At 63.5% G+C, this 23,680-nt stretch carries 24 protein-coding genes; 14 read left to right on the top strand and 10 right to left on the bottom strand.

Going from position 1 to position 23,680, the window contains the following annotated elements; translation table 11 throughout:
- Nucleotides 1–70 precede the first annotated feature (70 nt).
- On the bottom strand, nucleotides 71–868 hold the full coding sequence (locus J5M58_RS06080; RefSeq protein ID WP_112252435.1) for a TatD family hydrolase: 798 nt from the start codon (nucleotides 866–868) through the stop codon (nucleotides 71–73).
- Between the two features lie 157 nt (nucleotides 869–1,025).
- Between J5M58_RS06080 and J5M58_RS06075 the strand changes: the two genes are divergently transcribed.
- The 4 genes from J5M58_RS06075 to greB all read left to right on the top strand — a co-directional run bounded on the left by J5M58_RS06075 (nucleotide 1,026) and on the right by greB (nucleotide 3,998).
- Nucleotides 1,026–2,432: a transglycosylase SLT domain-containing protein gene (locus J5M58_RS06075; protein WP_207877539.1), complete on the top strand. Its 1,407-nt coding sequence runs from the start codon at nucleotides 1,026–1,028 to the stop codon at nucleotides 2,430–2,432.
- 113 nt (nucleotides 2,433–2,545) lie between these two features.
- On the top strand, nucleotides 2,546–2,983 hold the full coding sequence (locus tag J5M58_RS06070) for a DoxX family protein (RefSeq protein ID WP_085663149.1): 438 nt from the start codon (nucleotides 2,546–2,548) through the stop codon (nucleotides 2,981–2,983).
- A gap of 221 nt (nucleotides 2,984–3,204) precedes the next feature.
- Nucleotides 3,205–3,513 carry a hypothetical protein gene (locus J5M58_RS06065; RefSeq protein ID WP_025338428.1) on the top strand — a complete coding sequence of 103 codons (309 nt, stop codon included), beginning with the start codon at nucleotides 3,205–3,207 and terminating at the stop codon, nucleotides 3,511–3,513.
- 11 nt (nucleotides 3,514–3,524) lie between these two features.
- Nucleotides 3,525–3,998 carry a transcription elongation factor GreB gene (gene greB, locus J5M58_RS06060; protein ID WP_063914016.1) on the top strand — a complete coding sequence of 158 codons (474 nt, stop codon included), beginning with the start codon at nucleotides 3,525–3,527 and terminating at the stop codon, nucleotides 3,996–3,998.
- Nucleotides 3,999–4,124: 126 nt separating this feature from the next.
- On the opposite strand, the gene J5M58_RS06055 is transcribed toward greB, so the two are convergent.
- Nucleotides 4,125–6,632, bottom strand: coding sequence for an ABC transporter permease (locus tag J5M58_RS06055; protein ID WP_112252317.1), 2,508 nt, complete (start codon nucleotides 6,630–6,632; stop codon nucleotides 4,125–4,127).
- Nucleotides 6,632–7,315: an ABC transporter ATP-binding protein gene (locus J5M58_RS06050; protein ID WP_016714756.1), complete on the bottom strand. Its 684-nt coding sequence runs from the start codon at nucleotides 7,313–7,315 to the stop codon at nucleotides 6,632–6,634. Before J5M58_RS06050 ends, J5M58_RS06055 begins: the two co-directional genes overlap by 1 nt.
- A gap of 10 nt (nucleotides 7,316–7,325) precedes the next feature.
- Here J5M58_RS06050 and J5M58_RS06045 point away from each other — a divergent pair, with 10 nt between their 5' ends.
- The 3 genes from J5M58_RS06045 to J5M58_RS06035 all read left to right on the top strand — a co-directional run bounded on the left by J5M58_RS06045 (nucleotide 7,326) and on the right by J5M58_RS06035 (nucleotide 9,369).
- Complete coding sequence (locus tag J5M58_RS06045) at nucleotides 7,326–7,931, top strand: arylesterase (protein ID WP_112252318.1); 606 nt, start codon at nucleotides 7,326–7,328, stop codon at nucleotides 7,929–7,931.
- A 58-nt stretch (nucleotides 7,932–7,989) separates the two neighbouring features.
- Entirely contained in the window at nucleotides 7,990–8,280 is a 291-nt protein-coding gene (locus J5M58_RS06040; protein ID WP_013971899.1) for a hypothetical protein, read from the top strand.
- A gap of 111 nt (nucleotides 8,281–8,391) precedes the next feature.
- Nucleotides 8,392–9,369: a L,D-transpeptidase family protein gene (locus J5M58_RS06035; protein ID WP_112252319.1), complete on the top strand. Its 978-nt coding sequence runs from the start codon at nucleotides 8,392–8,394 to the stop codon at nucleotides 9,367–9,369.
- A 132-nt stretch (nucleotides 9,370–9,501) separates the two neighbouring features.
- Here J5M58_RS06035 and oprI read toward each other — a convergent pair whose 3' ends face one another.
- Nucleotides 9,502–9,753 carry an outer membrane lipoprotei OprI gene (gene oprI, locus J5M58_RS06030; RefSeq protein ID WP_003259780.1) on the bottom strand — a complete coding sequence of 84 codons (252 nt, stop codon included), beginning with the start codon at nucleotides 9,751–9,753 and terminating at the stop codon, nucleotides 9,502–9,504.
- Between the two features lie 508 nt (nucleotides 9,754–10,261).
- Here oprI and J5M58_RS06025 point away from each other — a divergent pair.
- On the top strand, nucleotides 10,262–10,543 hold the full coding sequence (locus J5M58_RS06025; RefSeq protein WP_025338432.1) for a GNAT family N-acetyltransferase: 282 nt from the start codon (nucleotides 10,262–10,264) through the stop codon (nucleotides 10,541–10,543).
- A 127-nt stretch (nucleotides 10,544–10,670) separates the two neighbouring features.
- Here J5M58_RS06025 and J5M58_RS06020 read toward each other — a convergent pair whose 3' ends face one another.
- Nucleotides 10,671–11,747 (bottom strand): 3-deoxy-7-phosphoheptulonate synthase, encoded by a 1,077-nt coding sequence (locus tag J5M58_RS06020; protein WP_013971901.1) that lies wholly within the window; start codon nucleotides 11,745–11,747, stop codon nucleotides 10,671–10,673.
- A gap of 231 nt (nucleotides 11,748–11,978) precedes the next feature.
- On the opposite strand from J5M58_RS06020, the gene J5M58_RS06015 reads away from it, so the two are divergent.
- The 3 genes from J5M58_RS06015 to cysB all read left to right on the top strand — a co-directional run bounded on the left by J5M58_RS06015 (nucleotide 11,979) and on the right by cysB (nucleotide 14,652).
- A complete protein-coding gene (locus J5M58_RS06015) occupies nucleotides 11,979–12,926 on the top strand; it encodes a putative 2-dehydropantoate 2-reductase (protein ID WP_207877537.1) in 948 nt (315 codons plus the stop codon).
- Between the two features lie 124 nt (nucleotides 12,927–13,050).
- Nucleotides 13,051–13,548 (top strand): universal stress protein, encoded by a 498-nt coding sequence (locus tag J5M58_RS06010; RefSeq protein WP_015269711.1) that lies wholly within the window; start codon nucleotides 13,051–13,053, stop codon nucleotides 13,546–13,548.
- A gap of 129 nt (nucleotides 13,549–13,677) precedes the next feature.
- A complete protein-coding gene (cysB, locus tag J5M58_RS06005; protein WP_207877535.1) occupies nucleotides 13,678–14,652 on the top strand; it encodes an HTH-type transcriptional regulator CysB in 975 nt (324 codons plus the stop codon).
- A gap of 128 nt (nucleotides 14,653–14,780) precedes the next feature.
- On the opposite strand, the gene J5M58_RS06000 is transcribed toward cysB, so the two are convergent.
- The 5 genes from J5M58_RS06000 to J5M58_RS05980 form a co-directional block, all read right to left on the bottom strand.
- Nucleotides 14,781–15,515 carry a phosphoadenylyl-sulfate reductase gene (locus tag J5M58_RS06000; RefSeq protein WP_085624684.1) on the bottom strand — a complete coding sequence of 245 codons (735 nt, stop codon included), beginning with the start codon at nucleotides 15,513–15,515 and terminating at the stop codon, nucleotides 14,781–14,783.
- A gap of 194 nt (nucleotides 15,516–15,709) precedes the next feature.
- Nucleotides 15,710–17,053, bottom strand: coding sequence for an aminodeoxychorismate synthase component I (gene pabB, locus J5M58_RS05995; protein ID WP_112252322.1), 1,344 nt, complete (start codon nucleotides 17,051–17,053; stop codon nucleotides 15,710–15,712).
- A gap of 211 nt (nucleotides 17,054–17,264) precedes the next feature.
- The gene (locus tag J5M58_RS05990; protein WP_112252323.1) at nucleotides 17,265–18,245 is read right to left on the bottom strand and encodes an alpha-L-glutamate ligase-like protein; all 981 of its coding nucleotides are present in this window, start codon (nucleotides 18,243–18,245) and stop codon (nucleotides 17,265–17,267) included.
- A complete protein-coding gene (locus J5M58_RS05985; protein WP_112252324.1) occupies nucleotides 18,245–19,780 on the bottom strand; it encodes an inactive transglutaminase family protein in 1,536 nt (511 codons plus the stop codon). The genes J5M58_RS05990 and J5M58_RS05985 overlap by 1 nt, the downstream gene beginning before the upstream one ends.
- A gap of 5 nt (nucleotides 19,781–19,785) precedes the next feature.
- Nucleotides 19,786–20,322, bottom strand: coding sequence for an ATP-dependent zinc protease (locus J5M58_RS05980; protein WP_046615736.1), 537 nt, complete (start codon nucleotides 20,320–20,322; stop codon nucleotides 19,786–19,788).
- A gap of 329 nt (nucleotides 20,323–20,651) precedes the next feature.
- On the opposite strand from J5M58_RS05980, the gene J5M58_RS05975 reads away from it, so the two are divergent.
- From J5M58_RS05975 to prpC, 3 genes are all read left to right on the top strand, one after another.
- Nucleotides 20,652–21,368 (top strand): GntR family transcriptional regulator, encoded by a 717-nt coding sequence (locus J5M58_RS05975; RefSeq protein ID WP_112252325.1) that lies wholly within the window; start codon nucleotides 20,652–20,654, stop codon nucleotides 21,366–21,368.
- Nucleotides 21,365–22,255 (top strand): methylisocitrate lyase, encoded by an 891-nt coding sequence (gene prpB, locus J5M58_RS05970; RefSeq protein ID WP_112252326.1) that lies wholly within the window; start codon nucleotides 21,365–21,367, stop codon nucleotides 22,253–22,255. The genes J5M58_RS05975 and prpB overlap by 4 nt, the downstream gene beginning before the upstream one ends.
- Nucleotides 22,256–22,420: 165 nt before the next feature.
- On the top strand, nucleotides 22,421–23,548 hold the full coding sequence (gene prpC / locus J5M58_RS05965; protein WP_112252328.1) for a 2-methylcitrate synthase: 1,128 nt from the start codon (nucleotides 22,421–22,423) through the stop codon (nucleotides 23,546–23,548).
- Nucleotides 23,549–23,680: the final 132 nt, after the last annotated feature.

The following is a 23,680-nucleotide window of genomic DNA, read 5'->3' as shown; positions in this document are numbered from 1 at the left end:
ACTGCACATGGCTTGAAGTCGATGCGATCGATGTGGGAGCTGGCTTGCCGGCGATAGTGCCCCTACAGGTTCAGGGGAGTTGGAAAAACGCCCGCGCCGTCGCTGTGGTATGCGCCGCCGTATGCTCGGCCGATTCACCCCGGTGCAAGGCCACTTCGCGCAACACCTCCGGCAGGAACGCCGGTTCGTTGCGCCCGTTCTTAGGCTTGGGCCGCAGGCTGCGCGGCAGCAGGTAAGGCGCATCGCTCTCCAGCATCAGCCGCCCCTCGGCAATGTTGCCCACCAGCGGGTGCAGGTGGGTGCCACGGCGTTCGTCGCAGATCCAGCCGGTAATACCGATGTGCAAGTCCATGTCCAGGTAGGCGAACAGCGCATCGCGTTCGCCGGTGAAGCAGTGCACTACTGCTCCGGTCAGGTGGTCGCGGTAATCCTTGAGGATCGCCAGCAGGCGTTCGCTGGCGTCGCGTTCGTGCAGGAACACCGGCAGGCGCAGCTCGGCAGCCAGCGCCAGCTGTGCCTCCAGGGCTTTTTCCTGGAGTGGGCGAGGGGAGAAGTCGCGGTTGAAATCCAGGCCGCATTCACCCACGGCGCGTACCCGTGGGTCACTCAACAGCTGGCGCAACTGGCACTCGCTGCCGGCATCCCAGGCCTTGGCATCGTGAGGGTGCACGCCTGCCGTGGCGAACAGGTGCGCGCCGCTGGCATCCAGTTGCTGGCAAAGCTCCAGCGCCTGTTCGCTGACCGCCAGGCTGGTGCCCGTGAGCACCATCTGCATGACCCCGGCTTCGAGGGCGCGCTCGACGATTGCCGCCTGCTGGTCGTGGAAACTGCTGTTGGTCAGGTTGACGCCGATATCGATCAGTTGCATGGTGCTACCTCGTGCCGCGGGGCGGCCAGCATAGCAAAAACCGTGTTTTTCTGAAAAAACCAAGAACTTCATGCTGTTGCCATGGTCTTTTGCCGTCATTTCTCTCCTGGCGATGCAACCCCATGGATGCCGCCCACCGACCACGGACACGTTTCGCATGCAGCGATGCTGGCTCATTTTCCTGCTGACGTTTGGGCTGACCTTGACCGGGCCTGTCCATGCACGCGCGCCGGGCCCGCAGCAGAACATTGCGCCGGCCAAGGTCCGTGACCTGCAACAGATTCGCACCAGCCAGGTGTTGCGGGTGCTGGTCAACCAGAGCCGCAACAGCTCCGGTGAGGTCAAGGGTGAGCCGGTCGGCATCGAATACTATCGCCTGCGTGCCCTGGAACATTATCTCAATGCCCGCGCCGCCGACGGCCAGGAGATTCAGCTCAAGCTGATCCCCCGGGCCAAGGAGCAGCTGCTGGGCGCCTTGGCCCGTGGCGAGGGTGACCTGGCCGCGCCGGGCGAGCTGCTCGACCCCGCTGTAGTGCGCGGGGTCAGCAGCAGCGCACCGGTGCTCGACCGGGTGCAGTTGCTGCTGGTGGGGCGCAAGGGCGAGCGCAGCTTCAGCCATGTCGAGCAGCTGTCCGGGCGTACCGTGGCCCTGACCAGCGCCAGTGCCGCCGGCCCGTTGATCCAGCAGGTCAACCAACAGCTGGCGCTGCGCAAGCGCGCGCCGATCAAGGTTGAGTGGGTCGACTCGACCCTGGCGGTGGAGGACGTGCTGGAAATGGTCCAGGCCGGCATCTATCACCTGACCATGGTCGAGCAGCCGATCGCCCGGCGCTGGGCCCGGGTGATGCCGCGCCTGCGCCTGGACAGCCGCGTGCAGCTGGGGGCGCCGCAAGCCATGCGTTGGTATGTTGGGCACGATGCGCCGCAGTTGCTGGCCACGGTCGATCGCTTTCTGCAGGGCTACCGCGCGCCGGACAACCAGGACGCCGCGTTCGAGCGCATCTACCGCCGCCAGTACCGGGTGCACGACCCGCTGGTCAGCAAGAATCGCCAGCGCCTGACCGCGCTGCGTGCCGTGCTGCAGAAGCACGGCGAGGCGCAGCAGATCGACTGGCTCAACCTGGCCGCGCTGGCCTTCAAGGAATCGACGCTCAACCCGGCAGCGCGCGGCACCGGCGGGGCCCATGGCCTGATGCAGATCACCCCATCGGCGGCGCAGCGCGTGGGGGTGAGCAACACCGCCACGGTGGACGGCAATGTCCAGGCCAGTGCCCGCTACCTGGCACTGATCCGGCGCAAATTCTTTGCCAGCGCCAAAATCAACGAACGCGAGCGCATGGCTTTCGTGCTGGCGGCCTACAACCTGGGCCCCGAACGGGTCCAGGCCATGCGTGCCGAAGCGCGGCGGCGCGGGTTGAATGGCGACCAGTGGTTCTTCCAGACCGAACGCATCGCCATGGAGCAGGTGGGCATGGGGCCCGTCAACTTCGTCAATAGCGTCAACAAGTACTTTGTAGCGTTCAATCGGGAGCGTGCTGCGCTGGAGCGTGTGGCGAAGCGCTGATAAATCGATTTTGTCGATTGTTATGTTGGGTTTTTTGCGATTTTCATATCTATTGAATCGATTATGATGACGCCCATCCCAACACAACTTTCCCGCTTCAAGGAGTCTTCGACATGAACAACGCTACCCTCAACGCTCTGTTCTCTACCCGCGCCGGTGCTGGCCTGAGCGTCATCCGTATCTTGGTCGGCATCATCTTCATCGCGCACGGTGCGCAAAAACTGTTCGGCATGTTCGGTGGCTATGGCCTGGAAGGCACCGGCCAGTGGATGGAGAGCATCGGCCTGGCCCCGGGTTACCTGATGGCGCTGCTGTCCGGTAGTGCCGAGTTCTTCGGTGGCCTGGCCCTGGTGATCGGCCTGCTGGCCCGTCCCGCAGCCCTGGTGCTGGCAGTGACCCTGGTGGTGGCCATCTTCTCGGTGCACATCGGCAATGGCCTGTTCATGTCCAACAACGGTTACGAGTTCGGCCTGGCCCTGCTGGCCGGTACCGTCGCGGTGCTGATTGAAGGCGCTGGCCGCTTCTCGCTGGACCGCCTGATCGCTCGCTGATACACCACGAACGCCAAGATACAAGCCTCAGGCCGATCACTTTCGGCTTGAGGCTTGTATCTTGGCGCTTGTAGCTCTAGCATACCGCCTGCGCCGATTTAAACAGCTACTTGCGGGGCGCAGGAAGCCCCCCCCGGGTCATCCGAAATACCGCTAAAGCGCTGGTTCGGTGACGCCTCCCACCGCTGCCCAGCGGGTTTCGCGAGGCGGAGAGAAGCTCCATGAGTTGCCCACGTACCAGTGTCTGTTTGAGCCCCTTGCCTGCCAGCCAGGCGTCCCGCACACCGCGCATCCTGCTCGGCGGCCAGCATCAACCCACGCTTTTACGTCACCTCGAAGGCCTGTCCCGGCGCAAGGGCCAGGCGCGTGCATTTCTGATCCAGTTCGCCGATACCGGCTGCCACCTCGCGCAGTATGGCAATGACCGTTTCGACCTGGCCGTGATCCAGGCTCCGGCACCGGACGAGGCCGCCGAAATCATCGGCCACCTCACCCGTATCGCGCGTCAGGGCCTGATTACCCGCCGCTGAGGAGCGCGCTGTTGAGTACCAACATCATCACCACGGAAGGCCATGAGGCGCTGAAGAAAGAGCTGGACCACCTGTGGCGAGTGTACCGCCCGGAAATTACCCAGAAGGTTACCTGGGCGGCATCGCTGGGCGACCGCAGCGAGAACGCCGACTACCAGTACAACAAGAAGCTGCTGCGCGAGATCGACCGTCGGGTGCGTTACCTGCGCAAGCGCCTTGAGGATGTAAAGGTAGTGGCCTACTCGCCGCAGCAGGAAGGCAAGGTGTTTTTCGGGGCCTGGGTGGAGATCGAGAACGATGAGGGCGAGACGATGAAGTTTCGCATTGTCGGTTATGACGAGATCTATGGGCGCAATGACTACATCTCGATCGACTCGCCCATGGCTCGTGCCCTGCTGAAGAAGGAGGAGGGTGACGAGGTGGTGGTGCACACGCCTACCGGTGAAGCGACCTGGTATGTGAACAGCATCACATACGGCCAGTGAGTTGATGTTGCCTGTGCTGGCCTCTTCGCGGGTAAACCCGCTCCCACAGGTCCAACACAGGTTTCAAGTACTGTGGCGAACCTGTGGGAGCGGGTTTACCCGCGAAGAGGCCGGCACAGGCTGTCATCAACTCTCGCGTAAAACCGCCAACGGGCTGGCATTCAACGCCCGCCGCGTTCCCAGCACCCCCGCACCACCCACCAACAGCGCCCCTGCCAGCGGCAACACCAGCAACCACACATGCGGGCTCCATTGCAGGTCGAAGGCATAGCGGTACAGCACCAAGGTAATCAGCTCGCACCCGACCGCCGCCAGCAAGCCGCTGGCCGCCCCCAGCAAGCCGAACTCGATCCGCCGTGCCTTGACCAGCAATGGCCGCGCCGCGCCCAACGCACGTAGCAAGGCACCCTGGCGAATGCGCTCGTCCAGCGTCGCCTGCAAACCAGCGAACAACACCGCCAGCCCGGCTGCCAGCACGAACAGCAACACATACTCCACTGCCAGGGTGACCTGGGCGAGGATGCTGCGCAGCTGATCGAGCAAGGCGTCCACCTGCAGGATGGTCACCGCCGGGAATGCGCGTGACAGCGCCACCACATCCAGGTCATGGCCCGGTGCCAGATAGAAGCTGGTCAGGTAGGTGGTCGGCAACCCCTGCAGCGTGCCGGGTTGGAATATCATGTAGAAGTTCGGCTGGAAGCTGTCCCAGTGCACGCTGCGCAGGCTGCTGACCCGGGCCTGGCGCTGCTGGCCGCCGATATCGAAGGTCAGCAGGTCGCCCAGTTGCAGCTTCAGGCTGCTGGCCAGTTCCGCCTCTACCGACACACCGGGGGTTTCATCTTCGGCGGGCAATGCCTGCCACCAGTTGCCGCTCGCCAGGGCGTTGCCTTCGGGCAGTTCGGCCGCCCAGGTCAGGCTGAGGTCGCGCTGCACGGCGCGTTCGCCTGCCGAGTCCTTGCTGACCACCTGCTGCACCGGTTGCTCGTTGATACGCACCAGGCGGCCAGGTGTTACCGGGTAAAGCGGCGCCGAGGTGGCGTTGACCTGCTGCAGGTGTCGGGCGAAGGGCTCACGGTCATCCGGCAGGATGTTCAGGGCGAAATGGTTGGGTGCATCCTTGGGCAACTGCGCTTGCCAGGTGTCGAGCAGTTCCGCGCGCAGCAGCGCGACGAGGGCCATGGCCAGCAGGATCAGGCCAAAGGCCAGAGCCTGGCCGGCAGCGGCCATGGGGTGGCGCAGCAGTTGGCCCAGCCCCAGGCGCCAGGTCAGAGGGGCCCCGGCCAGCAATTGGCGCAGGCTGCGCAAACCGAGCAGCAGCAGGCCACCGAGCAGCAGCGCGGCGACCAGGCCACCACCGAGCAGGGCGAAGGTGAGCAGCAGGTCGAGGCTAAGGCGCCACATGATCAAGCCCAGGGCGAACAGGGCCGCGCCGTACACCAGCCAGCTGCTGGGCGGTATCGGCAGCAGGTCGCGGCGTAGCACGCGCAGCGGTGGCACCTGGCCCAGCGCCGCGATTGGCGGCAGGGCGAAACCAGCCAGGGCCACCAGCCCGGTAGCGATACCGGCCATTGCCGGGACGATGCCGCCTGCAGGTACTACGCTTGGCAGCAGGCCATGCAGCAGGCGGAACAGGCCCAGTTGGGCCAGCCAGCCGAGCAGGGCGCCGGCCAGCGCGGCGACCAGGCCAAGCATGGCCAATTGCAGGCAGTACAAGCCCAGTGCCTGGCGGCGCGAAAGGCCGAGGCAGCGCAGCAGGGCGCTGGCGTCCAGGCGGCGTGCGGCATAGCGGCTGGCCGACAGGGCCACGGCGACGCCTGCCAGCAGCACTGCTACCAGGCTGGCCATGTTCAGGTAGCGCTCGGCCTTGCCCAGTGCGCCGCCGACCTGCTGGTTGCCATCGCGGGTGTCGCGCAGGCGCTGGTTGGCGGCCAGGTCCTTTTTCAGTGCCTCGCGGTACCGGGCCAACGTTTCGGCATCGCCGCGCCACAGGTCGCGGTAGGTGACCCGGCTGCCCGGCTGGATCACGCCGGTGGCATGCAGGTCGGCCAGGTTCATCATTACCCGTGGGGTAAGGCTGTAGAAATTGTTGGCGCGGTCCGGTTCGTAGGTCAGCACGCGGCTCATTCGCAGCGTCTTCATGCCCACATCGATGCTGTCGCCAACCTTCAGCCCCAGCGCCGCCAGCAGGCGTGGTTCAACCCATGCTTCCCCAGGTGCCGGGCCGCCTCCCGGGGTTTCTGCGCCATACGGCGCCGCGGCGCTACGCACTTGCCCGCGCAGCGGGTAGGCACCATCGGTAGCCTTGACGCTGGACAGCTGGATGCCGTTGTCGCCGCCGACCACGCTGGTGAACTCGACCACCTGGGCGTGGCGCAGGCCGAGCGCCTTGCCAGCCTCGATCTGCTGGTCGCGGGCCGGGGCGCTGCCCTGCAGCACCAGGTCGGCACCGAGGAACTCGCTGGCGCGCAGTTGCATGGCGCCGTTGAGGCGGGCACCGAAATAACCGATGGCAGTACTCGCCGCCACTGCCACCAGCAGGGCGAAGAACAGCACGCGCACTTCGCTGGCGCGAATGTCGCGCAGCAGCTGGCGCAGGGCCAGGCCGCACAGGCGGGACAGCGGCATGTGGGTCATCAGGCCTCCACCGGGGCCACCAGGCGGCCCGCATCCAGGCGGATCTGGCGACGGCAGCGCCGGGCCAGGCGTTCGTCATGGGTAACCAGCACCAGGGTGGTGCCGCGCTCCTTGTTCAGTTCGAACAGCAGGTCGCTGATGCGCTCGCCGGTGTGGCTGTCGAGATTGCCGGTGGGTTCGTCGGCGAACAGCACTGCCGGTTGCGCGGCGAAGGCGCGGGCGATGGCTACCCGTTGCTGTTCGCCGCCCGAAAGCTGGCGCGGGGTGTGGCTCAGGCGCTTGCCCAGACCGACCCGTTCGAGCAGGGTGCGCGCGTGTTCGCGGGCATCGCGGCGGCCGTCCAGCTCCAGCGGCAGCATGACGTTTTCCAGGGCGTTGAGGCTGTCGAGCAGCTGGAACGACTGGAACACGAAGCCCACATGCTCGGCGCGCACCCGCGCGCGTTGGTCTTCATCCAGCGGCCCCAGGTCGTGGCCAGCGAGGATGACCTTGCCGGCACTGGGCTGGTCGAGGCCGGCAAGCAGGCCGAGCAGGGTCGACTTGCCCGAGCCCGAGGCGCCGACGATGGCCAGGCTGTCGCCCTGGGCCAAGTCGAGGGACAGTGCGTGCAGGATGGTCAGGTCACCTTCCGCGCTGGGGACCACTTTGCTAAGGTTCTGCGCAACGAGAATGCTGGGGCCCATGGAGAATCCGATGCGAGTGTGGTGGTTGAGTGCCGGTCTGGCCCTGTATTGCCTGGCCCAGAGCGCGGCGGCGGGAACATTGCTGGTTGTCGGCGATAGTATCAGCGCCGGTTTTGGCCTGGATACCCGCCAGGGCTGGGTTTCCCTGTTGCAGACCCGCCTGAAGGATGAAGGTTTCGACGACAAAGTGGTCAATGCATCGATCAGTGGCGATACCAGTGCAGGTGGCCAGGCGCGGCTGCCGGCGCTGCTTGCAGCGCACAAGCCGAGCCTGGTGGTGCTGGAGCTGGGCGGCAATGATGGCCTGCGCGGGCAGCCGCCTGCGCAATTGCAACAAAATCTTGCCTCGATGATCGAGAGTTCGCGCAAGGCCGGTGCCAAGGTCGTGCTGCTGGGCATGCGTCTGCCACCCAATTATGGCGTGCGCTACACCACCGCCTTCGCCCAGGTGTATGAACAGCTGGCGAGAGAAAAACAGGTTCCGCTGGTGCCGTTCTTTCTCGAAGGGGTAGGGGGCGTGCCTGAGTTGATGCAGGCGGATGGCATTCACCCGGCTCAGGCCGCCCAGCAGCGCCTGCTGGAAAATGCCTGGCCAGCGATAAAACCCTTGCTGTGACGCTTTAAACGGCGCCGGCTTTCGGCTAATGTTGCGCCCCCCGTTTCGAGTGCCACCGATGCCGCGCCCTGCCTGGTCCCTGTATGCCTACCAACTGATCGAGCCTGATGAGCAGCTCGACCTGTTTGCCTGCCAGGAAATCCGCGTTCACCTCGTGGCCCGTCAGCTCGAGCTGGGCGTACCGGCCGACCGCACGCTGTGCGGTGGTCTGCTGCCGGCGCAACCACGCTGGTCGGGGGTGCCGCGCTCGATCTACCGTGACGGCCGCCTGTGCGACCTGTGCCGCGCCATCCTCGATGCCCAGCGGCGCGGCATGCGCCCGGTGTGGCCGGAGCTGCAGGGCGGCTGAACACCGCGCCTTTCATCATCTGAAACGCTTGCATGGCGCCAATGCCTCCCGCTTGCATCGGCGCGGGTGTACAATCGATTCTCTTGACCCACCTTTCGAAGGATTTACCGGATGTTGCCGCGCTTTCCTGCCGTCACCCGTAGCCTGTCCCTGGCCGCCCTGCTGGTAGCAGGCCCCGCTGTTGCGCTGGAGCTGCCACTGCCACCACCCGGTGAAGACATCATCGGCCAGGTGCAGGTTATCAAGGCAAAGTACGAGGACACGTTCGCCGATATCGGCACTGCCAACGACCTCGGCTACCTGGAAATGATCGCCGCCAACCCTGGGGTGGACCCGTGGCTGCCAGGTGCCGGCACCGAGATCATCCTGCCGACCCGCTACATCCTGCCGCCTGGCCCGCGTGAGGGCATCGTCATCAACCTGGCCGAGTACCGCCTGTACTACTTCCCGAAAGGGCAAAACGTGGTGCATACCTTCCCGCTGGGGATCGGCCGTGAGGGCTGGGGATCGCCGATCGCCAATACCAAGATCACCGCCAAGACGCCGAACCCGACCTGGACCCCGCCGGCGTCGATCCGTGCCGAGCACGCGGCTGACGGCGACATCCTGCCGAGCGTGGTGCCGGCCGGCCCGGACAACCCGCTGGGGCCGTTCAAGTTCACCCTCGGCGTGCCGGGCTACCTGATCCATGGTTCGAACAAGAAGTTCGGCATTGGCATGCGTACCAGCCACGGTTGCTTCCGCATGCTCAACAACAACGTGCTGGAGTTGTCGAAGATGGTCCCGGTGGGTACGCCGGTGCGCATCATCAACGAGCCCTACAAGTTCGGTATCAGTGGCGGCAAGGTCTATCTGGAGGCGCACACGCCGCTGGACGACCAGGGTAATCCGTCGGTGGTCGATAAACACACTGCTGTTATCAACGCCTTGCTCAAGCGTGAGGATCTGGCCAATAACCTACGCATGAACTGGGACATGGTGCGTGATGTGGTGGCCGCTGAAGATGGCATGCCGGTGGAAATTGCCGTGCCGACTGAAAGCCAGGGTGGCGCACCGATGGTTTCGAGCATTCCGCCCGAACTGCAGTAAGGTAATTGCGACACACCCGGGCCTGCCTTAGTGCAGGCCTTTTCGTTTCTGCCTGGCGCGTTTGCCTTGTGCGCAGGCAATAAAAAAGCCGACCCACAAGTGGGTCGGCTCCATAACAATCCGTGAGGATTATTACTTGCGGCTGGCTTTGTCCAGCATACGCAGAGCGCGCTCGTTGGCTTCGTCAGCGGTCTGCTGAGCCTTCTGAGCGGCTGCCAGTGCGTCGTCAGCCTTACGGTAGGCTTCGTCTGCACGAGCTTGAGCGCGAGCTGCTGCGTCTTCAGTCGCAGTCAGACGAGCTTCGGTTTCTTTGGATACGCTGCTGCAACCGGTAGCCAGAACTGCGGCCAGAGCCAGAGCAGAGAATTTCAGAACGTTGTTCATCGTGTTCCCCTTCAAGGACTTTCTATTAAATAGCCATCTCTCGGAAAAGAGAAACTGGCCGGCGTACATAGTACCCATTACTTGTAGTAAGTAAACTGACTAAGCGCAAGAACTGCAAAAAAAATGTTGCTTGACGCCTTTCCGACAAGATTTGCGACACGCTTGTGAAAAAAACGTACAGGGTTCGCAAGCGACTGTAGTACAGGAACTTTTTTGTTGAACTAAGGGTGACTTTAACTGTCCTTCAGCGTCTTAAGCCCTAGTACATCCGGTGGCTGCCGGGCCGGCAGGCAAGAATGGCACTTGGCTGCATTTTCGCCATTTTTAACCGCCACCACCTTGAGCAATCCCGCCTGCGGCGCCTACTATCTTGTGAGTGCCAGGGGATCCGAACGATTGCAATCGTCCAGTGGTCGAAGGGGCAACAGGTGGCGTAGAGGATTCTGTGCCGGATAAACCACCATCGGTTAAGGTATGGGTCTGCCGAGAAGACCTGCGAGGAGTAGTGATGAGCGAAGCGCTGACCATCCACCATGACCAGGCCGGTCATCAGTTCGAGACCAATGTGGACGGTCATCGTGCCTATCTGACGTACATGGACCTGGGCAAGCAGACGCTGGACATCTATCGCACCTTCGTACCCAACGCCCTGCGCGGCCGCGGGATTGCTGCTGCCCTGACCGAACGGGCCCTGGAGTATGCTGAACAGATGGGCTACACGGTGATTCCGTCCTGCTCGTACGTGGAGCGCTACATGGAGCGCCAGCAGCGGCATTCGAGCAAGGTCTGATTCTGAAAAAAAGCGGGGCCGCTTCGCGCCCCATCGCGACACAAGGCCGCTCCTGCAGGGTTATGCGATTTCCTGTAGGAGCGGCCTTGTGTCGCGATGGGGCGCGAAGCGGCCCCGCTTTCTTTTATCAGCCGCGCTTACGCTGCGGCAGCACATCCTTCAGCTTGGCCCGCATGCTGCGCAGGGTCTTCTCGGTAGCCGACCAGTCGATGCAGGCATCGGTGATCGAAACGCCGTACTGCAGCTCGTCCAGGTTCTTCGGAATCGATTGGCAGCCCCAGTTCAGGTGGCTCTCCACCATCAGGCCGATGATCGACTGGTTGCCTTCGAGGATCTGGTTGGCGACGTTCTCCATCACCAGCGGTTGCAGGGCCGGGTCCTTGTTGGAGTTGGCGTGGCTGCAGTCGACCATGATGTTGGCCTTGATCTTGGCCTTGGCCAGGTCCTGCTCGCAGAGGGCGACGCTGACCGAGTCGTAGTTCGGCTTACCGTTGCCACCGCGCAGCACCACGTGGCCGTACGGGTTGCCCTTGGTGGTGACGATCGAGACACCGCCTTCCTGGTTGATGCCGAGGAAGCGGTGCGGCTTGGAAACCGACTGCAGGGCGTTGATGGCGACGGTCAGGCCGCCGTCGGTGCCGTTCTTGAAGCCGACCGCCGAGGACAGGCCAGAGGCCATTTCGCGGTGGGTCTGCGATTCGGTGGTGCGGGCGCCGATGGCCGACCAGCTGATCAGGTCCTGCAGGTACTGCGGGGAAATCGGGTCGAGCGCTTCGGTGGCGGTTGGCAGGCCCATTTCGGCCAGGTCCAGCAGCAGCTTGCGGCCGATGTGCAGGCCATCCTGGATCTTGAACGAGTCATCCAGGTACGGGTCGTTGATCAGGCCTTTCCAGCCGACGGTGGTGCGCGGCTTTTCGAAATACACGCGCATGACCAGGTACAGCGTGTCGGACACTTCCTCGGCCAGCACCTTCAGGCGCTCGGCGTACTCGTGGGCGGCCTTGATGTCGTGGATCGAGCAAGGGCCGACCACGACGAACAGGCGATGGTCCTTGCCGTCGAGAATATTGCGCACCACTTCACGGCCGGCAGTCACGGTCTGCAGGGCCTTGGCGCTGAGGGGGATTTCCTTCTTGAGCTGATCGGGGGTGATCAGGGTCTCGTTGGAGGCAACGTTCAAGTCATCGATCGGTAAATCAGCCATCGTGTTACTCGTCAGGTCACGGTGCCGGCCGCCAACTATCCCCGTGCGGCCCAGCAGCAAGAATAATCGCAGCGGGGAGCCGAACCTTAGCGCGTTACAGGTGGCGCGACAATGGGCTGGGCCCAGTCCGTGTGGGGTTTTTCCGAGATGGCAGGTGTTTGCCATGCATGGGCTGCCCAGCGCTGCGCAACCTGTGTAAAAAGAGGGCTGACTTTATACCTGGAGATCGGCATGCATCCGCACACACCACGTATCGGCATCATCGGCAGTGGCGCCATCGGCGGCTTCTATGGGTTGATGCTGGCCCGAGCCGGCTTCGATGTGCATTTTCTGTTGCGCAGCGAGTACGAGGTTGTCCGCGAGCAGGGGTTGACCCTGGACAGTGCCGTGCATGGCAACTTGCAGATAAAGGTGCAGGCCTATGCCAGTGCCGCCGACATGCCGCCCTGCGACTGGCTGCTGGTGGGGGCCAAGGCCACCAGCAATGACCAGTTGGCACCACTGATCGTGCAGGCGGCCGCACCGGGTGCCAAGGTGGTGCTGCTGCAGAACGGCCTGGGCGTGGAGGAGCAGTTGCGCCCGGCCTTGCGTAGCGACATGCACCTGCTCGGCGGCCTGTGTTTCATCTGCGTCAACCGCCAGGCGCCCGGCGTGATCCGCCACCAGGCCCTGGGCGCGGTCAACCTCGGCTACCACAGCGGGCCGGCCAACGATGGTGGTGTCGAGCTGGTCAATGAGGGCGCGGAGCTGTTCCGGGCTGCGGGCATCGACTCGCAGGCCATGCCCGACCTGGCCCAGGCACGCTGGCAGAAGCTGGTGTGGAACGTGCCCTACAACGGCCTGTCGGTGTTGCTCGGTGCCAGCACCACGCCGCTGATGGCCGACAGCCATGCTCGCGCCCTGATCCAGGCCTTGATGGCCGAGGTGGTGCAGGGTGCGGCGGCGTGTGGCCATGTGTTGCCCGAGGGCTATGCCGAGCACCTGTTCCAGGTGACCGAGCGCATGCCCGACTACTGGCCCAGCATGTACCACGACCATGTCCACAAACGCCCGCTGGAACTGCAGGCCATCTATGCCGAGCCGTTGGCACAGGCGCGCGCGGCAGGCTGCCGCTTGCCGCGCATGGAGATGCTGTACCAGGCGCTGGCTTTCATCGACCGAGGTGCACAGCCTCGCTGAGCGTGGCTTTGGTCCTGCCACGGCTCTCCAGCCCGCGTCGGCAGCGCGCCGGACGGCAAAGCGTGCGTCCGGCGCGCTGCTAAGCTGAAGCTTGCCCTGCCGCAGCGGCAGTCGAGGAGGTCGAATGATCCACTCCATGCTGTACGCCACCGACCTCGGTGTCTACGCCCCTTTTGTCATGCAACACGCGCTGGCGCTGGCGCGCACGTTCGGCGCCGAGTTGTATGTGATCCACGCGGTAGAGCCCATGGGCCAGTTCGCTGAATCTCTGCTGCAAAGCTACCTCGATGAACAGACGCTCGACCAGTTGCACAGTCAGGGGGTGAACACGGTGATGGCCAATATCGAGCAGCGTGTACTGGAAAACTTTCGCGACGAACTGGGCGAGGAGGCCGACCTGGCGGTGATCAAGGCGGTGCGGGTACGCCAGGGCGACCCGGCGCAGGTGATCCTCGACCAGGCGCAGCGGCTGAGCGTCGACCTGCTGATTTTCGGCAGCCACAGTGCTGGCGCCGGCGTGGATGTGCCATTGGGGCGCACGGCGGTAAGGCTGCTGCAGCTGTCGCCGGTACCGGTGTACATGGTGCCGCTGGCACAGCATTTGGGGCGTAGGAAAGCATGAAGATGGCCGTAGGCCATTTCGGGGTGGCATGTAACAAAATAGTTCTAGATTTATTTCCAGAACCACTAATATAGTTATATATCGTCGCTGCCTGCTGCCGCGGACTCATCGCTGAACCGAGGGGAACCTATGAAGCTTCAACAACTGCGCTACATCTGGGAAGTGGCGCACCATGACCTCAACGTCTCCGCGACGGCGCAGAGCCTGTATACCTCCCAGCCAGGTATCAGCAAGCAGATCCGCCTGCTCGAGGATGAGCTGGGTGTTGAAGTCTTTGCCCGCAGCGGCAAGCACCTGACCCGCGTTACCCCGGCCGGTGAGCGCATCATCAATACCGCCGGTGAAATCCTGCGCAAGGTCGAAAGCATCAAGCAGATTGCCCAGGAGTTCTCCAACGAGAAGAAGGGCACGCTGTCCATCGCCACCACCCACACCCAGGCGCGTTACGCCTTGCCGCCGGTGATCAGCAACTTCATCAAGCAGTACCCTGAAGTGTCCTTGCACATGCACCAGGGTTCGCCCATGCAGATTGCCGAAATGGCCGCGGACGGTACCGTCGACTTTGCCATCGCCACCGAGGCGCTGGAGCTGTTCGGCGACCTGATCATGATGCCGTGCTACAAGTGGAACCGTTGCGTGGTGGTGCCGCAAGGTCACCCACTGGCCAAGCTGCCGAAGCTGACCCTGGAAGCAGTCGCTGAATACCCGATCGTCACCTATGTGTTCGGGTTCACCGGGCGCTCGAAGCTGGACGAGGCGTTCAACCACCGTGGCCTCACGCCAAAAGTGGTGTTCACTGCGGCAGACGCCGACGTCATCAAGACTTATGTACGCCTGGGGTTGGGCGTGGGTATCGTCGCCGGCATGGCCGTGGACGCCAAGCTCGACAGCGACCTGGTAGCACTGGATGCCAGCGAGCTGTTCGAAGCCAGCGTCACCAAGATCGGCTTCCGCCGTGGCACCTTCCTGCGCGGCTTCATGTGCGACTTCATCGAGAGGTTCGCCCCGCACCTGACCCGTGAAGTGATGGCCAAGGCCATTCAATGCCATAACAAGCAAGAGCTGGAAGAGCTGTTCGAAGGTGTCGAACTGCCGGTGCACTGATCCAGAAATATAGGGGGCCTCACGGCCCCTGTGGGAGCGGGTTTACCCGCGAAGAAGGCGACGCGGTGTATGGCACCGGCTTCGCCGGTGTTCGCGGGTGAACCCGCTCCCACAACGGCCCCAGTCGTTTATGCCTTGCTGATCAGGTTGCCAGCGTGCAACCCGCATTCCTTCTGCGTCGACTCTTCCCACCACCAACGCCCTTCACGCTCATGCTGGTTAGGCAACACCGGCCGGGTGCAGGGCTCGCAGCCAATGCTGATGAAGCCGCGCTCGTGCAGGCTGTTGTACGGCAGTTCCAGCATGCGGATATAACCCCACACTTCTTCGCTGCTCATCTGCGCCAACGGGTTGAACTTGTACAGGGTGCGCTCGGGGGTAGAGAAGGCGCTGTCGATTTCCACTGCCGCCACCTGGCTGCGAGTGCCCGGGCTCTGGTCGCGGCGCTGACCGGTGGCCCAGGCGCTGACGGTGGCAAGCTTGCGACGCAGCGGCTCGATCTTGCGGATGCCGCAGCACTCGCCATGGCCGTCCTTGTAGAAACTGAACAGGCCCTTTTCCTTGACGAACGGGTCGAGCTTGGCACGGTCGGGGCTGAGGATTTCGATCGGCAGGTTGTACTGCTCGCGCACCTGGTCGATGAACCGGTAGGTCTCCGGGTGCAGGCGGCCGGTGTCGAGACTGAACACCTTGACCTGCTTGTTCAGCTTCCAGGCCATGTCCACCAGCACCACATCCTCGGCGCCGCTGAAGGAGATCCACAGGTCATCACCGAAGTGCTCGAAGGCAAGCTTGAGGATGTCTTGCGGGGACTTGTTGGCATAGGTCGCGGCCAGGGCGGCGACGTCGAAGGGTTGGCTCATCAGGCGGTTTCCATCTTGGCTGTGGCGCTGTGCGCTCGTAGTGAGGTGATGGTAACAAAAAATGGCGGGGTAGACGGGCCGATATCGGTGGCGCCTGCTTCGCGGGTAAACCCGCTCCCACAGGTATGATGCAGCCCTTCGGATATGCACAGAACCTGTGGGAGCGGGTTTACCCGCGAAGCAGGCGCCACCGATCACAAGCCTTGCAGGGTCTCCATCAACACCCGCACCTTGGCAATCGACTCTTCATATTCGGCCTGCCACTCGGAGTCGGCCACCACCGCGCCGCCGCCCCAGCAGCTGACCTGTCCGCCCTTGACCAGCAGGCTGCGAATGGCAATCGAGCTGTCCATCTCGCCGCGCACATCCACGTAGAGCAGTGAGCCGCAGTACAGCGCCCGGCGCGCCGGCTCCAGTTCGTCGATGATCTGCATGGCGCGGATCTTCGGCGCGCCGGTGATCGAACCGCCGGGGAAGCTGTCGCCGATCAGGTCAAGGGCGTCCTTGTCGCTGGCCAGCTGGCCGGTGATGCTGCTGACCAGGTGGTGCACATTGGGGTAGCTCTCCAGGCTGAACAGCTCCGGCACCTTCACCGAGCCAATCTCGCAGGTACGCCCCAGGTCGTTGCGCAGCAGGTCGACGATCATCAGGTTTTCCGAGCGATCCTTGGGGCTATGCAGCAGCTCCTCGGCATTGCGCATGTCTTCGGCCGGGTTGCTGGCGCGCGGGCGGGTGCCCTTGATCGGCCGGGTTTCCACCTGGCGCTGGCTGACGCGGATGAAGCGCTCGGGCGAAAAGCTCAGCAGGGCGCTGCCGTCGGCCAGTTGCTGGTAGCCGGAGAAGGGCGTGGGGCAGGCTTTGCGCAGGGCCTGGTAAGCGTGCCACGGGTCGCCCTGGCAGGGCGCGCGGAAGCGCTGGGTAAGGTTGATCTGGTAGCAGTCGCCCGCCTGAATGTAGCGCTGCACCCGGTCAAAGGCGGCCTTGTACTGTTCGGGCTGAAGGTCGCCGGCCATCGGCGCGAGTAGTTGGAAGCTGCCACGTTCCGCGTTGTCGACACCTTCGAACAGGGCGATCAGGCGTTCCCGTTCGCTGCCCGGCAGGCTCGGGTGGAACACCAGTTGGCTGGTCGCGCACTGGTGGTCGGTAACCAGTGCCCAGGCGTACAGGCCCAGTTGCGCATCTGGCAGGCCAAGGTCGTCCACAGCCTGGCTGGGCAGGTGTTCAAGCCGGCGGCCGAAGTCATAGCTCAGATAGCCGATCAGGCCACCAGCAAACGGCAGCTCGCTGCCTGCGGGCAACTGGGCATGGCCTAGTTGGGCCAGGCCGGCGCGCAGGCGCTGGAGGAAGGTGCGGCCATCTTCGTCGGGCTGTGCCTGCAGGTGTTGCAGCGGCCAGGCGCTGAGCAGGTCGAAGCGCCCGCGCTCGGCGCCGGGGCGGGCGCTGTCCAGCAGGATCGCGCCGGGGGCCTGGCGCAGGCGAGCGAAATAGGCGGCAGGGTCGGGCTGGTAGGGCAGGGGGTGGAGCGTACAGGTCGGCATCAGTGTGGACGGCGATGTAAAAGCGAGGAGGGCGATTGTAGACCTGTGCAGGAAATGCGCCTAGCACTGGGCGCGACATTCAACATTGTGTTTGGCATCTGGGGCTGCTCTGCAGCCCAATCGCGACACAAGGCCGCTCCCACAGGATTGCGCGATCTCCTGTCGGAGCGGCCTTGTGTCGCGAATGGGCCGCAAAGCGGCCCCCGGGTTGCTAGCGCGGATGCACGTGCCCGAACAAACCTTGCGATACACGCACGCGCTGTTCGGCATCTTCGCTGATGCCATCCTTGGCCAGCGCTTCCAGGTGCGCCTCGATGGCGTGGGTACGCTGGGTCAGGCCGCAGTCGTTGGCGATCTGGATGTTCAGGCCAGGGCGGGCATTGAGTTCGAGAATCAGCGGCCCCTTGTCCTGATCCAGCACCATGTCGACACCGATGTAACCCAGGCCACACAGCTCGTAGCAACCGGCGGCCAGCTTCATGAAGCCGTCCCAGTTCGGCAGTTGCACGCCATCCACCGCGTTGGTGGTGTCCGGGTGCTTGCTGATGATGTTATTCAGCCAGGTGCCGCGCAGGGTCACGCCGGTGGCCAGGTCGACACCCACGCCGATGGCGCCCTGGTGCAGGTTGGCCTTGCCGCCGGACTGGCGGGTCGGCAGGCGCAGCATGGCCATTACCGGGTAGCCCATCAGCACGATGATGCGGATGTCCGGCACGCCTTCGTAGCTGATGCTCTTGAAGATCTGGTCGGGGGTGACCCGGTACTCGATCAGCGCACGGTCGCGATGGCCGCCCAGCGAGTACAGGCCGGTGAGGATGCTCGAGATCTGGTGCTCGATTTCCTCGTGGCTGATGATCTTGCCCGACACCGTGCGGTAGCGGTCCTCGAAGCGGTCGGCGATCACCAGGATGCCGTCACCGCCGGCGCCTTGCGCCGGCTTGATGACGAAATCGCTGCGCCCGCCGATGATCTGGTCGAGCTTGTCGATCTCTTTCTCGGTCTCGATGATGCCGTACATTTCCGGCACATGGATACCGGCCGCCAGGGCGCGCTCCTTGGTGATGATCTTGTCGTCGACGATCGGGTACAGGTGGCGCTTGTTGTACTTCAACACGTAGTCCGCGTTGCGCCGGTTGATACCCATGATGCCCCGGGCCTCCAGGGCTTTCCACGTCTTGATCAGGCCAAACATCAGGCGTCAGCCTTCTTCAGGAATGCCTTGAAGCGCACGAGCTCGGTCAGGCGGTAGCCGCGGTAGCGACCCATCGCCAGCATGAAGCCCACCAGGATCAGCAGCACGGCCGGGAAGGTGAACACGAAGTACACCAGCTCCGGCACCATCATCAACAGGTGCGCCAGGGAAGCGGCGAACAGGGTGCCGATGGCCACTTTCATGGCATGGCCGCCGCCACGCTCTTCCCAGGTAATGGACAGGCGCTCGATGGTCATGGTCAGGATCACCATCGGGAACAGCGCTACCGACAGCCCGCGCTCCAGGCCCAGCTTGTGGCTGAACAGGCTGATGGCGGCAATCAGTACCACGACGAAGGTCAGTACCACCGACAGGCGTGGCAGCATCTGCAGTTTCAGGTGTTCCAGGTACGAGCGCAGCGACAGGCCCAGGGCGGTGATGACCGTGAACAGCACGATGCCGAAGCCCAGCTGGGTCTCGCGGAAGGCCAGGGCGATCAGTACCGGGGTGAAGGTACCCAGGGTCTGCAGGCCGATCAGGTTGCGCAGCACCAGGATCACCAGCACGCCGATCGGGATCATCACCATGATCATGAAGGTTTGCTGGGTCTGCAGCGGCAGGCCGTACAGCGAATATTCGAGGAAGTCGGCGTCGGTATTCTCGTCGGTCAGCTTGGCCAGGCGGATGGCGTTCATCTCGCTGTTGTTCATGCTGAAGGTAACGTTGGCCTTCTTGCCGCCATCGACGGTGATCAGGTTGTCGTCACCGGTCCACCACAGCAAGCGATCGCTGGGCAGGCCCTGCTCGCCAGTGTCCGGGTTGAAGTACAGCCAGTCGTTGCCGTTGAAGCTGCGCAGCCACAGTTCCGGGGTTTGCGGGGTGTCGGCGACCAGGCGGATGGTGTGCACCTTTTCCATCGGTACGTGGGCGATCGACAGCAGCAGGTCGATGACCTGGGCTTTCTTCATGGCCGTGGTGTCGCCGGCCAGCAGCAGCTTGACGTTGTCGTCGTTGAGGTTGTTGACCCGCTTGATGGTCTCGCTGACGAAGGTCTCGACGTCGGCCGAATGCTGGCGGATCGGCGCCATCAGGGCCTCGGCGGCGATCTTCTCGGGGCCTTCCACTGCCAGGCTGTCACGGAAGGTCGGGCCTTTGACCGTGGTCTTCTCGTTGCTGTAGCGCTTGGTCAGTACCAGGCGGTAGTAGAGGGTCTGGTTGCCGCTGGCGCGGCGGGCCGACCAGGTGACCTTGCGGTTGCCGTCGGCACGGTTGACGCTCACCCCGTAGTTGTTGGAGATGAAGCTCTCGTTGAGGCTGACGTAGTCGCGGTTCAGCGGTGGCACGAACATCTGCACCTTGACCGGGTCCTTGGTGCTGGCCACGAACTCGACCTTGGCGTCGATGTTCCACAGGTCGTCGGTTTCATCCTCGGTTACCGGGATGCCGAGTACGAAGATCTGATAAGCCGTGACCGCCACGCCCAACAGCACCAGCACGGTGATCAGGACTTTCAGATGGAGGGTAAGAGAGCGCATCGGGATTACTCTGCTTTGGGAGCGTCGGTGGCACAGGCAGGTTTGCCGGCCGCGTATTTAAGGCTTGGGTCGACCAGCGCGTCGAAGTGCTTGAGCGCCTCGGAGCCGATCAGCAGCGGGAACTGGAAGGCGCTGCGGTCGGTGAGGTTGACTTCGATGGTGCGCACGGCCTGGCCCATGCAGATTTCAAGTTCGATGACCGGGCGTGCGGTGTAGGCCTTGCCCGATTCAGCATCATAGTCGCCGGCCCGGCGCTTGATCTTGCTTACGCGTGCCAGCGGGCGTTCGATAGGGTGCGAATGGGCGGCGTCGATGGCCAGGTAGAAGCGCACCCAGCTTTCACCGTTGCGCTTGAAACGCTTGATGTCGCGGGCGCTGAGCGAGGCGGTCTTGGCGCCGGTGTCGAGCTTGGCGGCCACTTCAAGATCCAGGTCGCCCAGGCGTGCATATTCGTTGAGACCGTACACGGTCTTGCCTGCGGCCTGGCCAAGGGCCGGCAGCAGTGTGAGGCAGAGCAGCAATAATGCGGGTGTAAGTCTCATATTCCTGGCGCGGTGCAGTGCAAGGTTCGGGGCTGTTTTCAAAGCCATGTTCAGGGCCGTGTTCAGGGCAAGGCGACTGGCAGCGACTGCGCAAGCTTCCTCGTTCATCTGTCAACAGCATGAATGGATGACAGACAGGCTATCCATACTCCAACGGAGGCGCGGCATTCTATCACGCCGGCGCCTTGACGCCAGCGGTGCGCGTTCAGACAGCATCGGGCAGGCGTTAGTTCGTTCTTAGACGATTGTCGACAATATTCATTTTGTCTTTGACTGCAACGGTCGAATTAGCTAATTTCTGGCAAAGAGATTTGCAAGGTGTCGACAATATGCAAGACCTATCCACCCCCAGCCCGGGGCTGGCAGACGAAACGGAAACCTTGTCCGAAAACGTCTTCCGGCGCATCCAGGCGGCCATCGTCAAGGGCGATATCGCCCCCGGCAGCAAGATTTCCGAGCCGGAGCTGGCGCGCACCTACGGCATCAGCCGCGGGCCGCTGCGCGAGGCCATCCACCGCCTCGAAGGCCAGCGTCTGCTGGTGCGCGTGCCGCATGTGGGGGCGCGGGTGGTTTCGCTCAATCACGCCGAACTGATCGAGCTGTACGAAATTCGCGAATCGCTGGAAGGCATGGCCTGCCGCCTGGCCGCCGAACGCATGAGCCAGGCCGACATCGACGAACTGCGCCGGGTGCTCGACACCCACGAGCGCGATGCCGCTTTCCAGGCCGGCCTGGGCTATTACCAGCAGGAAGGCGACTACGACTTCCATTACCGGATCATTCAGGGCAGCGGTAACCAGACCTTGGTCAAGATGCTGTGTGGCGAGCTGTACCAGCTGGTGCGCATGTACCGCATCCAGTTCTCGGCCACGCCCAACCGGCCGCGTCAGGCCTTTGCCGAACACCACCGCATTCTAGATGCCATCGCCGACCGAGACGGCGAGCTGGCCGAACTCCTGATGCGCCGCCACATCGGCGCGTCCAAGCGCAATATCGAGCGTCACTATCTGGACGCCTACAACAATAGCCCACGAGGTGAGAAATGACTGTGAAGAGCACCCCCGGTCAGCGTTTCCGCGACGCCGTTGCCGCTGAACATCCGCTGCAGGTGGTTGGCGCCATCAACGCCAACCATGCCCTGCTGGCCAAGCGCGCCGGCTTCAAGGCCATCTACCTGTCCGGTGGCGGCGTCGCCGCTGGTTCGCTGGGCCTGCCGGACCTGGGCATCAGCGGCCTGGACGATGTACTCACCGATGTGCGTCGCATCACCGATGTGTGCGACTTGCCGCTGCTGGTGGATGTCGACACCGGTTTCGGTGCTTCTGCCTTCAACGTCGCCCGTACCGTGCGCTCGATGAGCAAGTTCGGCGCTGCCGCCATCCATATCGAGGACCAGGTTGGCGCCAAGCGCTGCGGCCACCGCCCGAACAAGGAAATCGTCAGCCAGCAGGAAATGATCGACCGCATCAAGGCCGCAGTCGACGCCCGTACCGATGACAGCTTCGTGATCATGGCACGTACCGACGCCCTGGCCGTCGAGGGCCTGAACGCCGCCCTGGACCGCGCCGCCGCCTGCGTCGAGGCCGGTGCCGACATGATCTTCCCGGAAGCCATCACCGAACTGCAGATGTACAAGACCTTCGCCGACCGGGTGAAGGCACCGATCCTGGCCAACATCACCGAGTTCGGCGCCACGCCGCTGTACACCACCGAGGAGCTGGCCTCGGTCGATGTGTCGCTGGTGCTGTACCCGCTGTCGGCGTTCCGCGCCATGAACAAGGCGGCCGAGAACGTGTACACCGCGCTGCGCCGTGACGGTACGCAGAAGAACGTGATCGACACCATGCAGACCCGCATGGAGCTCTACGATGCCATTGGTTACCACGCCTTCGAGCAGAGCCTCGATGCGCTGTTTGCCCAGAAGAAAGGCTGAAGATTAAAGGCGTTCGTTGGCGCTGCCGGCCTCTTCGCGGGTAAACCCGCTCCCACAGGGATCCCACATACCTGTGGGAGCGGGTTTACCCGCGAAGAGGCCGGCACAGGAAAACCCGATTAGCCAGCAAGATTTCCATAACAAGTTCAAGAAAGGAGAAACACCATGGCCGAAGCAAAAGTACTCAGTGGCGCAGGCCTGCGCGGCCAGGTGGCCGGCCAGACCGCGTTGTCGACCGTGGGCCAGGCCGGTGCCGGGCTGACCTACCGGGGTTACGATGTGCGTGACCTGGCCGCCGGTGCCGAGTTTGAAGAAGTCGCCTACCTGCTGCTGTACGGCGAGCTGCCGAGCAAAGCCGATCTGGCCGACTACAAGCGCAAGCTCAAGGGCCTGCGTGACCTGCCGCAAGCCCTGAAGGAAGTGCTCGAGCGCATCCCGCGTGACGCCCACCCGATGGACGTGATGCGCACGGGTTGCTCGGTGCTTGGTACCCTCGAACCCGAACTGACCTTCGATGAGCAGCGCGACAAGACCGACCGCCTGCTGGCGCTGTTCCCGGCGGTGATGTGCTACTGGTACCGCTTCACCCACGACGGCGTGCGTATCGACTGTACCAGCGACGAAGACACCCTCGGTGGCCACTTCCTGCACCTGCTGCACGGCAAGAAGCCGAGCGAGCTGCATGTCAAGGTCATGAACGTGTCGCTGATCCTCTACGCCGAGCACGAATTCAACGCCTCGACCTTCACCGCGCGTGTCTGTGCCTCGACCCTGTCCGACCTGTATTCCTGCGTTACCGCTGCCATCGGTTCGCTGCGCGGCCCGCTGCACGGCGGTGCCAACGAAGCGGCGATGGAACTGATCGAGCGCTTCCAGAGCCCGCAGGAAGCCACTGCCGAGCTGCTGTGCATGCTCGAACGCAAGGACAAGATCATGGGCTTTGGCCATGCCATCTACAAAGAGTCCGACCCGCGCAACGAGGTGATCAAGGGCTGGTCGAAACAGCTCGCCGACGAAGTGGGTGACAAGGTGCTGTACCCGGTTTCCGAAGCCATCGACAAGACCATGTGGGAGCAGAAACGCCTGTTCCCCAACGCCGACTTCTACCATGCCTCGGCGTACCACTTCATGGGCATCCCGACCAAGCTGTTCACCCCGATCTTCGTCTGCTCGCGTCTGACCGGCTGGGCGGCGCACGTCTTCGAACAGCGCGCCAACAACCGCATCATCCGCCCGAGCGCCGAGTACGTCGGCGTCGAGCAGCGCCAGTTCGTGCCGATCGAACAGCGCTGAATAGATATAGAGAGGCAACCCGTTTCCCCTGTGGGAGTGGGCGTGCCCGCGAATGCGCCCGTAGGGGCAACCGCTTTGCACCTGCTGACGCATTCGCGGGCACGCCCGCTCCCACAGGGGGCGGTGAAACCT

This window comes from Pseudomonas sp. 32_A, assembly GCF_017490905.1.
Classification (GTDB): Bacteria; Pseudomonadota; Gammaproteobacteria; order Pseudomonadales; family Pseudomonadaceae; genus Aquipseudomonas; species Aquipseudomonas inefficax.
Note: the sequence above shows the minus strand (reverse complement) of the source record. Positions and strands in the feature narration are given on the sequence as shown.

Coding starts and splice junctions, on each gene's coding strand:
- J5M58_RS06080 (WP_112252435.1), bottom strand. CDS start 868: ATGCAACTGATCGATATCGGCGTCAACCTGACCAACAGCAGTTTCCAC.
- J5M58_RS06075 (WP_207877539.1), top strand. CDS start 1,026: ATGCAGCGATGCTGGCTCATTTTCCTGCTGACGTTTGGGCTGACCTTG.
- J5M58_RS06070 (WP_085663149.1), top strand. CDS start 2,546: ATGAACAACGCTACCCTCAACGCTCTGTTCTCTACCCGCGCCGGTGCT.
- J5M58_RS06065 (WP_025338428.1), top strand. CDS start 3,205: ATGAGTTGCCCACGTACCAGTGTCTGTTTGAGCCCCTTGCCTGCCAGC.
- J5M58_RS06055 (WP_112252317.1), bottom strand. CDS start 6,632: ATGACCCACATGCCGCTGTCCCGCCTGTGCGGCCTGGCCCTGCGCCAG.
- J5M58_RS06050 (WP_016714756.1), bottom strand. CDS start 7,315: ATGGGCCCCAGCATTCTCGTTGCGCAGAACCTTAGCAAAGTGGTCCCC.
- J5M58_RS06045 (WP_112252318.1), top strand. CDS start 7,326: ATGCGAGTGTGGTGGTTGAGTGCCGGTCTGGCCCTGTATTGCCTGGCC.
- J5M58_RS06040 (WP_013971899.1), top strand. CDS start 7,990: ATGCCGCGCCCTGCCTGGTCCCTGTATGCCTACCAACTGATCGAGCCT.
- J5M58_RS06035 (WP_112252319.1), top strand. CDS start 8,392: ATGTTGCCGCGCTTTCCTGCCGTCACCCGTAGCCTGTCCCTGGCCGCC.
- oprI (WP_003259780.1), bottom strand. CDS start 9,753: ATGAACAACGTTCTGAAATTCTCTGCTCTGGCTCTGGCCGCAGTTCTG.
- J5M58_RS06025 (WP_025338432.1), top strand. CDS start 10,262: ATGAGCGAAGCGCTGACCATCCACCATGACCAGGCCGGTCATCAGTTC.
- J5M58_RS06020 (WP_013971901.1), bottom strand. CDS start 11,747: ATGGCTGATTTACCGATCGATGACTTGAACGTTGCCTCCAACGAGACC.
- J5M58_RS06015 (WP_207877537.1), top strand. CDS start 11,979: ATGCATCCGCACACACCACGTATCGGCATCATCGGCAGTGGCGCCATC.
- J5M58_RS06010 (WP_015269711.1), top strand. CDS start 13,051: ATGATCCACTCCATGCTGTACGCCACCGACCTCGGTGTCTACGCCCCT.
- cysB (WP_207877535.1), top strand. CDS start 13,678: ATGAAGCTTCAACAACTGCGCTACATCTGGGAAGTGGCGCACCATGAC.
- J5M58_RS06000 (WP_085624684.1), bottom strand. CDS start 15,515: ATGAGCCAACCCTTCGACGTCGCCGCCCTGGCCGCGACCTATGCCAAC.
- pabB (WP_112252322.1), bottom strand. CDS start 17,053: ATGCCGACCTGTACGCTCCACCCCCTGCCCTACCAGCCCGACCCTGCC.
- J5M58_RS05990 (WP_112252323.1), bottom strand. CDS start 18,245: ATGTTTGGCCTGATCAAGACGTGGAAAGCCCTGGAGGCCCGGGGCATC.
- J5M58_RS05985 (WP_112252324.1), bottom strand. CDS start 19,780: ATGCGCTCTCTTACCCTCCATCTGAAAGTCCTGATCACCGTGCTGGTG.
- J5M58_RS05980 (WP_046615736.1), bottom strand. CDS start 20,322: ATGAGACTTACACCCGCATTATTGCTGCTCTGCCTCACACTGCTGCCG.
- J5M58_RS05975 (WP_112252325.1), top strand. CDS start 20,652: ATGCAAGACCTATCCACCCCCAGCCCGGGGCTGGCAGACGAAACGGAA.
- prpB (WP_112252326.1), top strand. CDS start 21,365: ATGACTGTGAAGAGCACCCCCGGTCAGCGTTTCCGCGACGCCGTTGCC.
- prpC (WP_112252328.1), top strand. CDS start 22,421: ATGGCCGAAGCAAAAGTACTCAGTGGCGCAGGCCTGCGCGGCCAGGTG.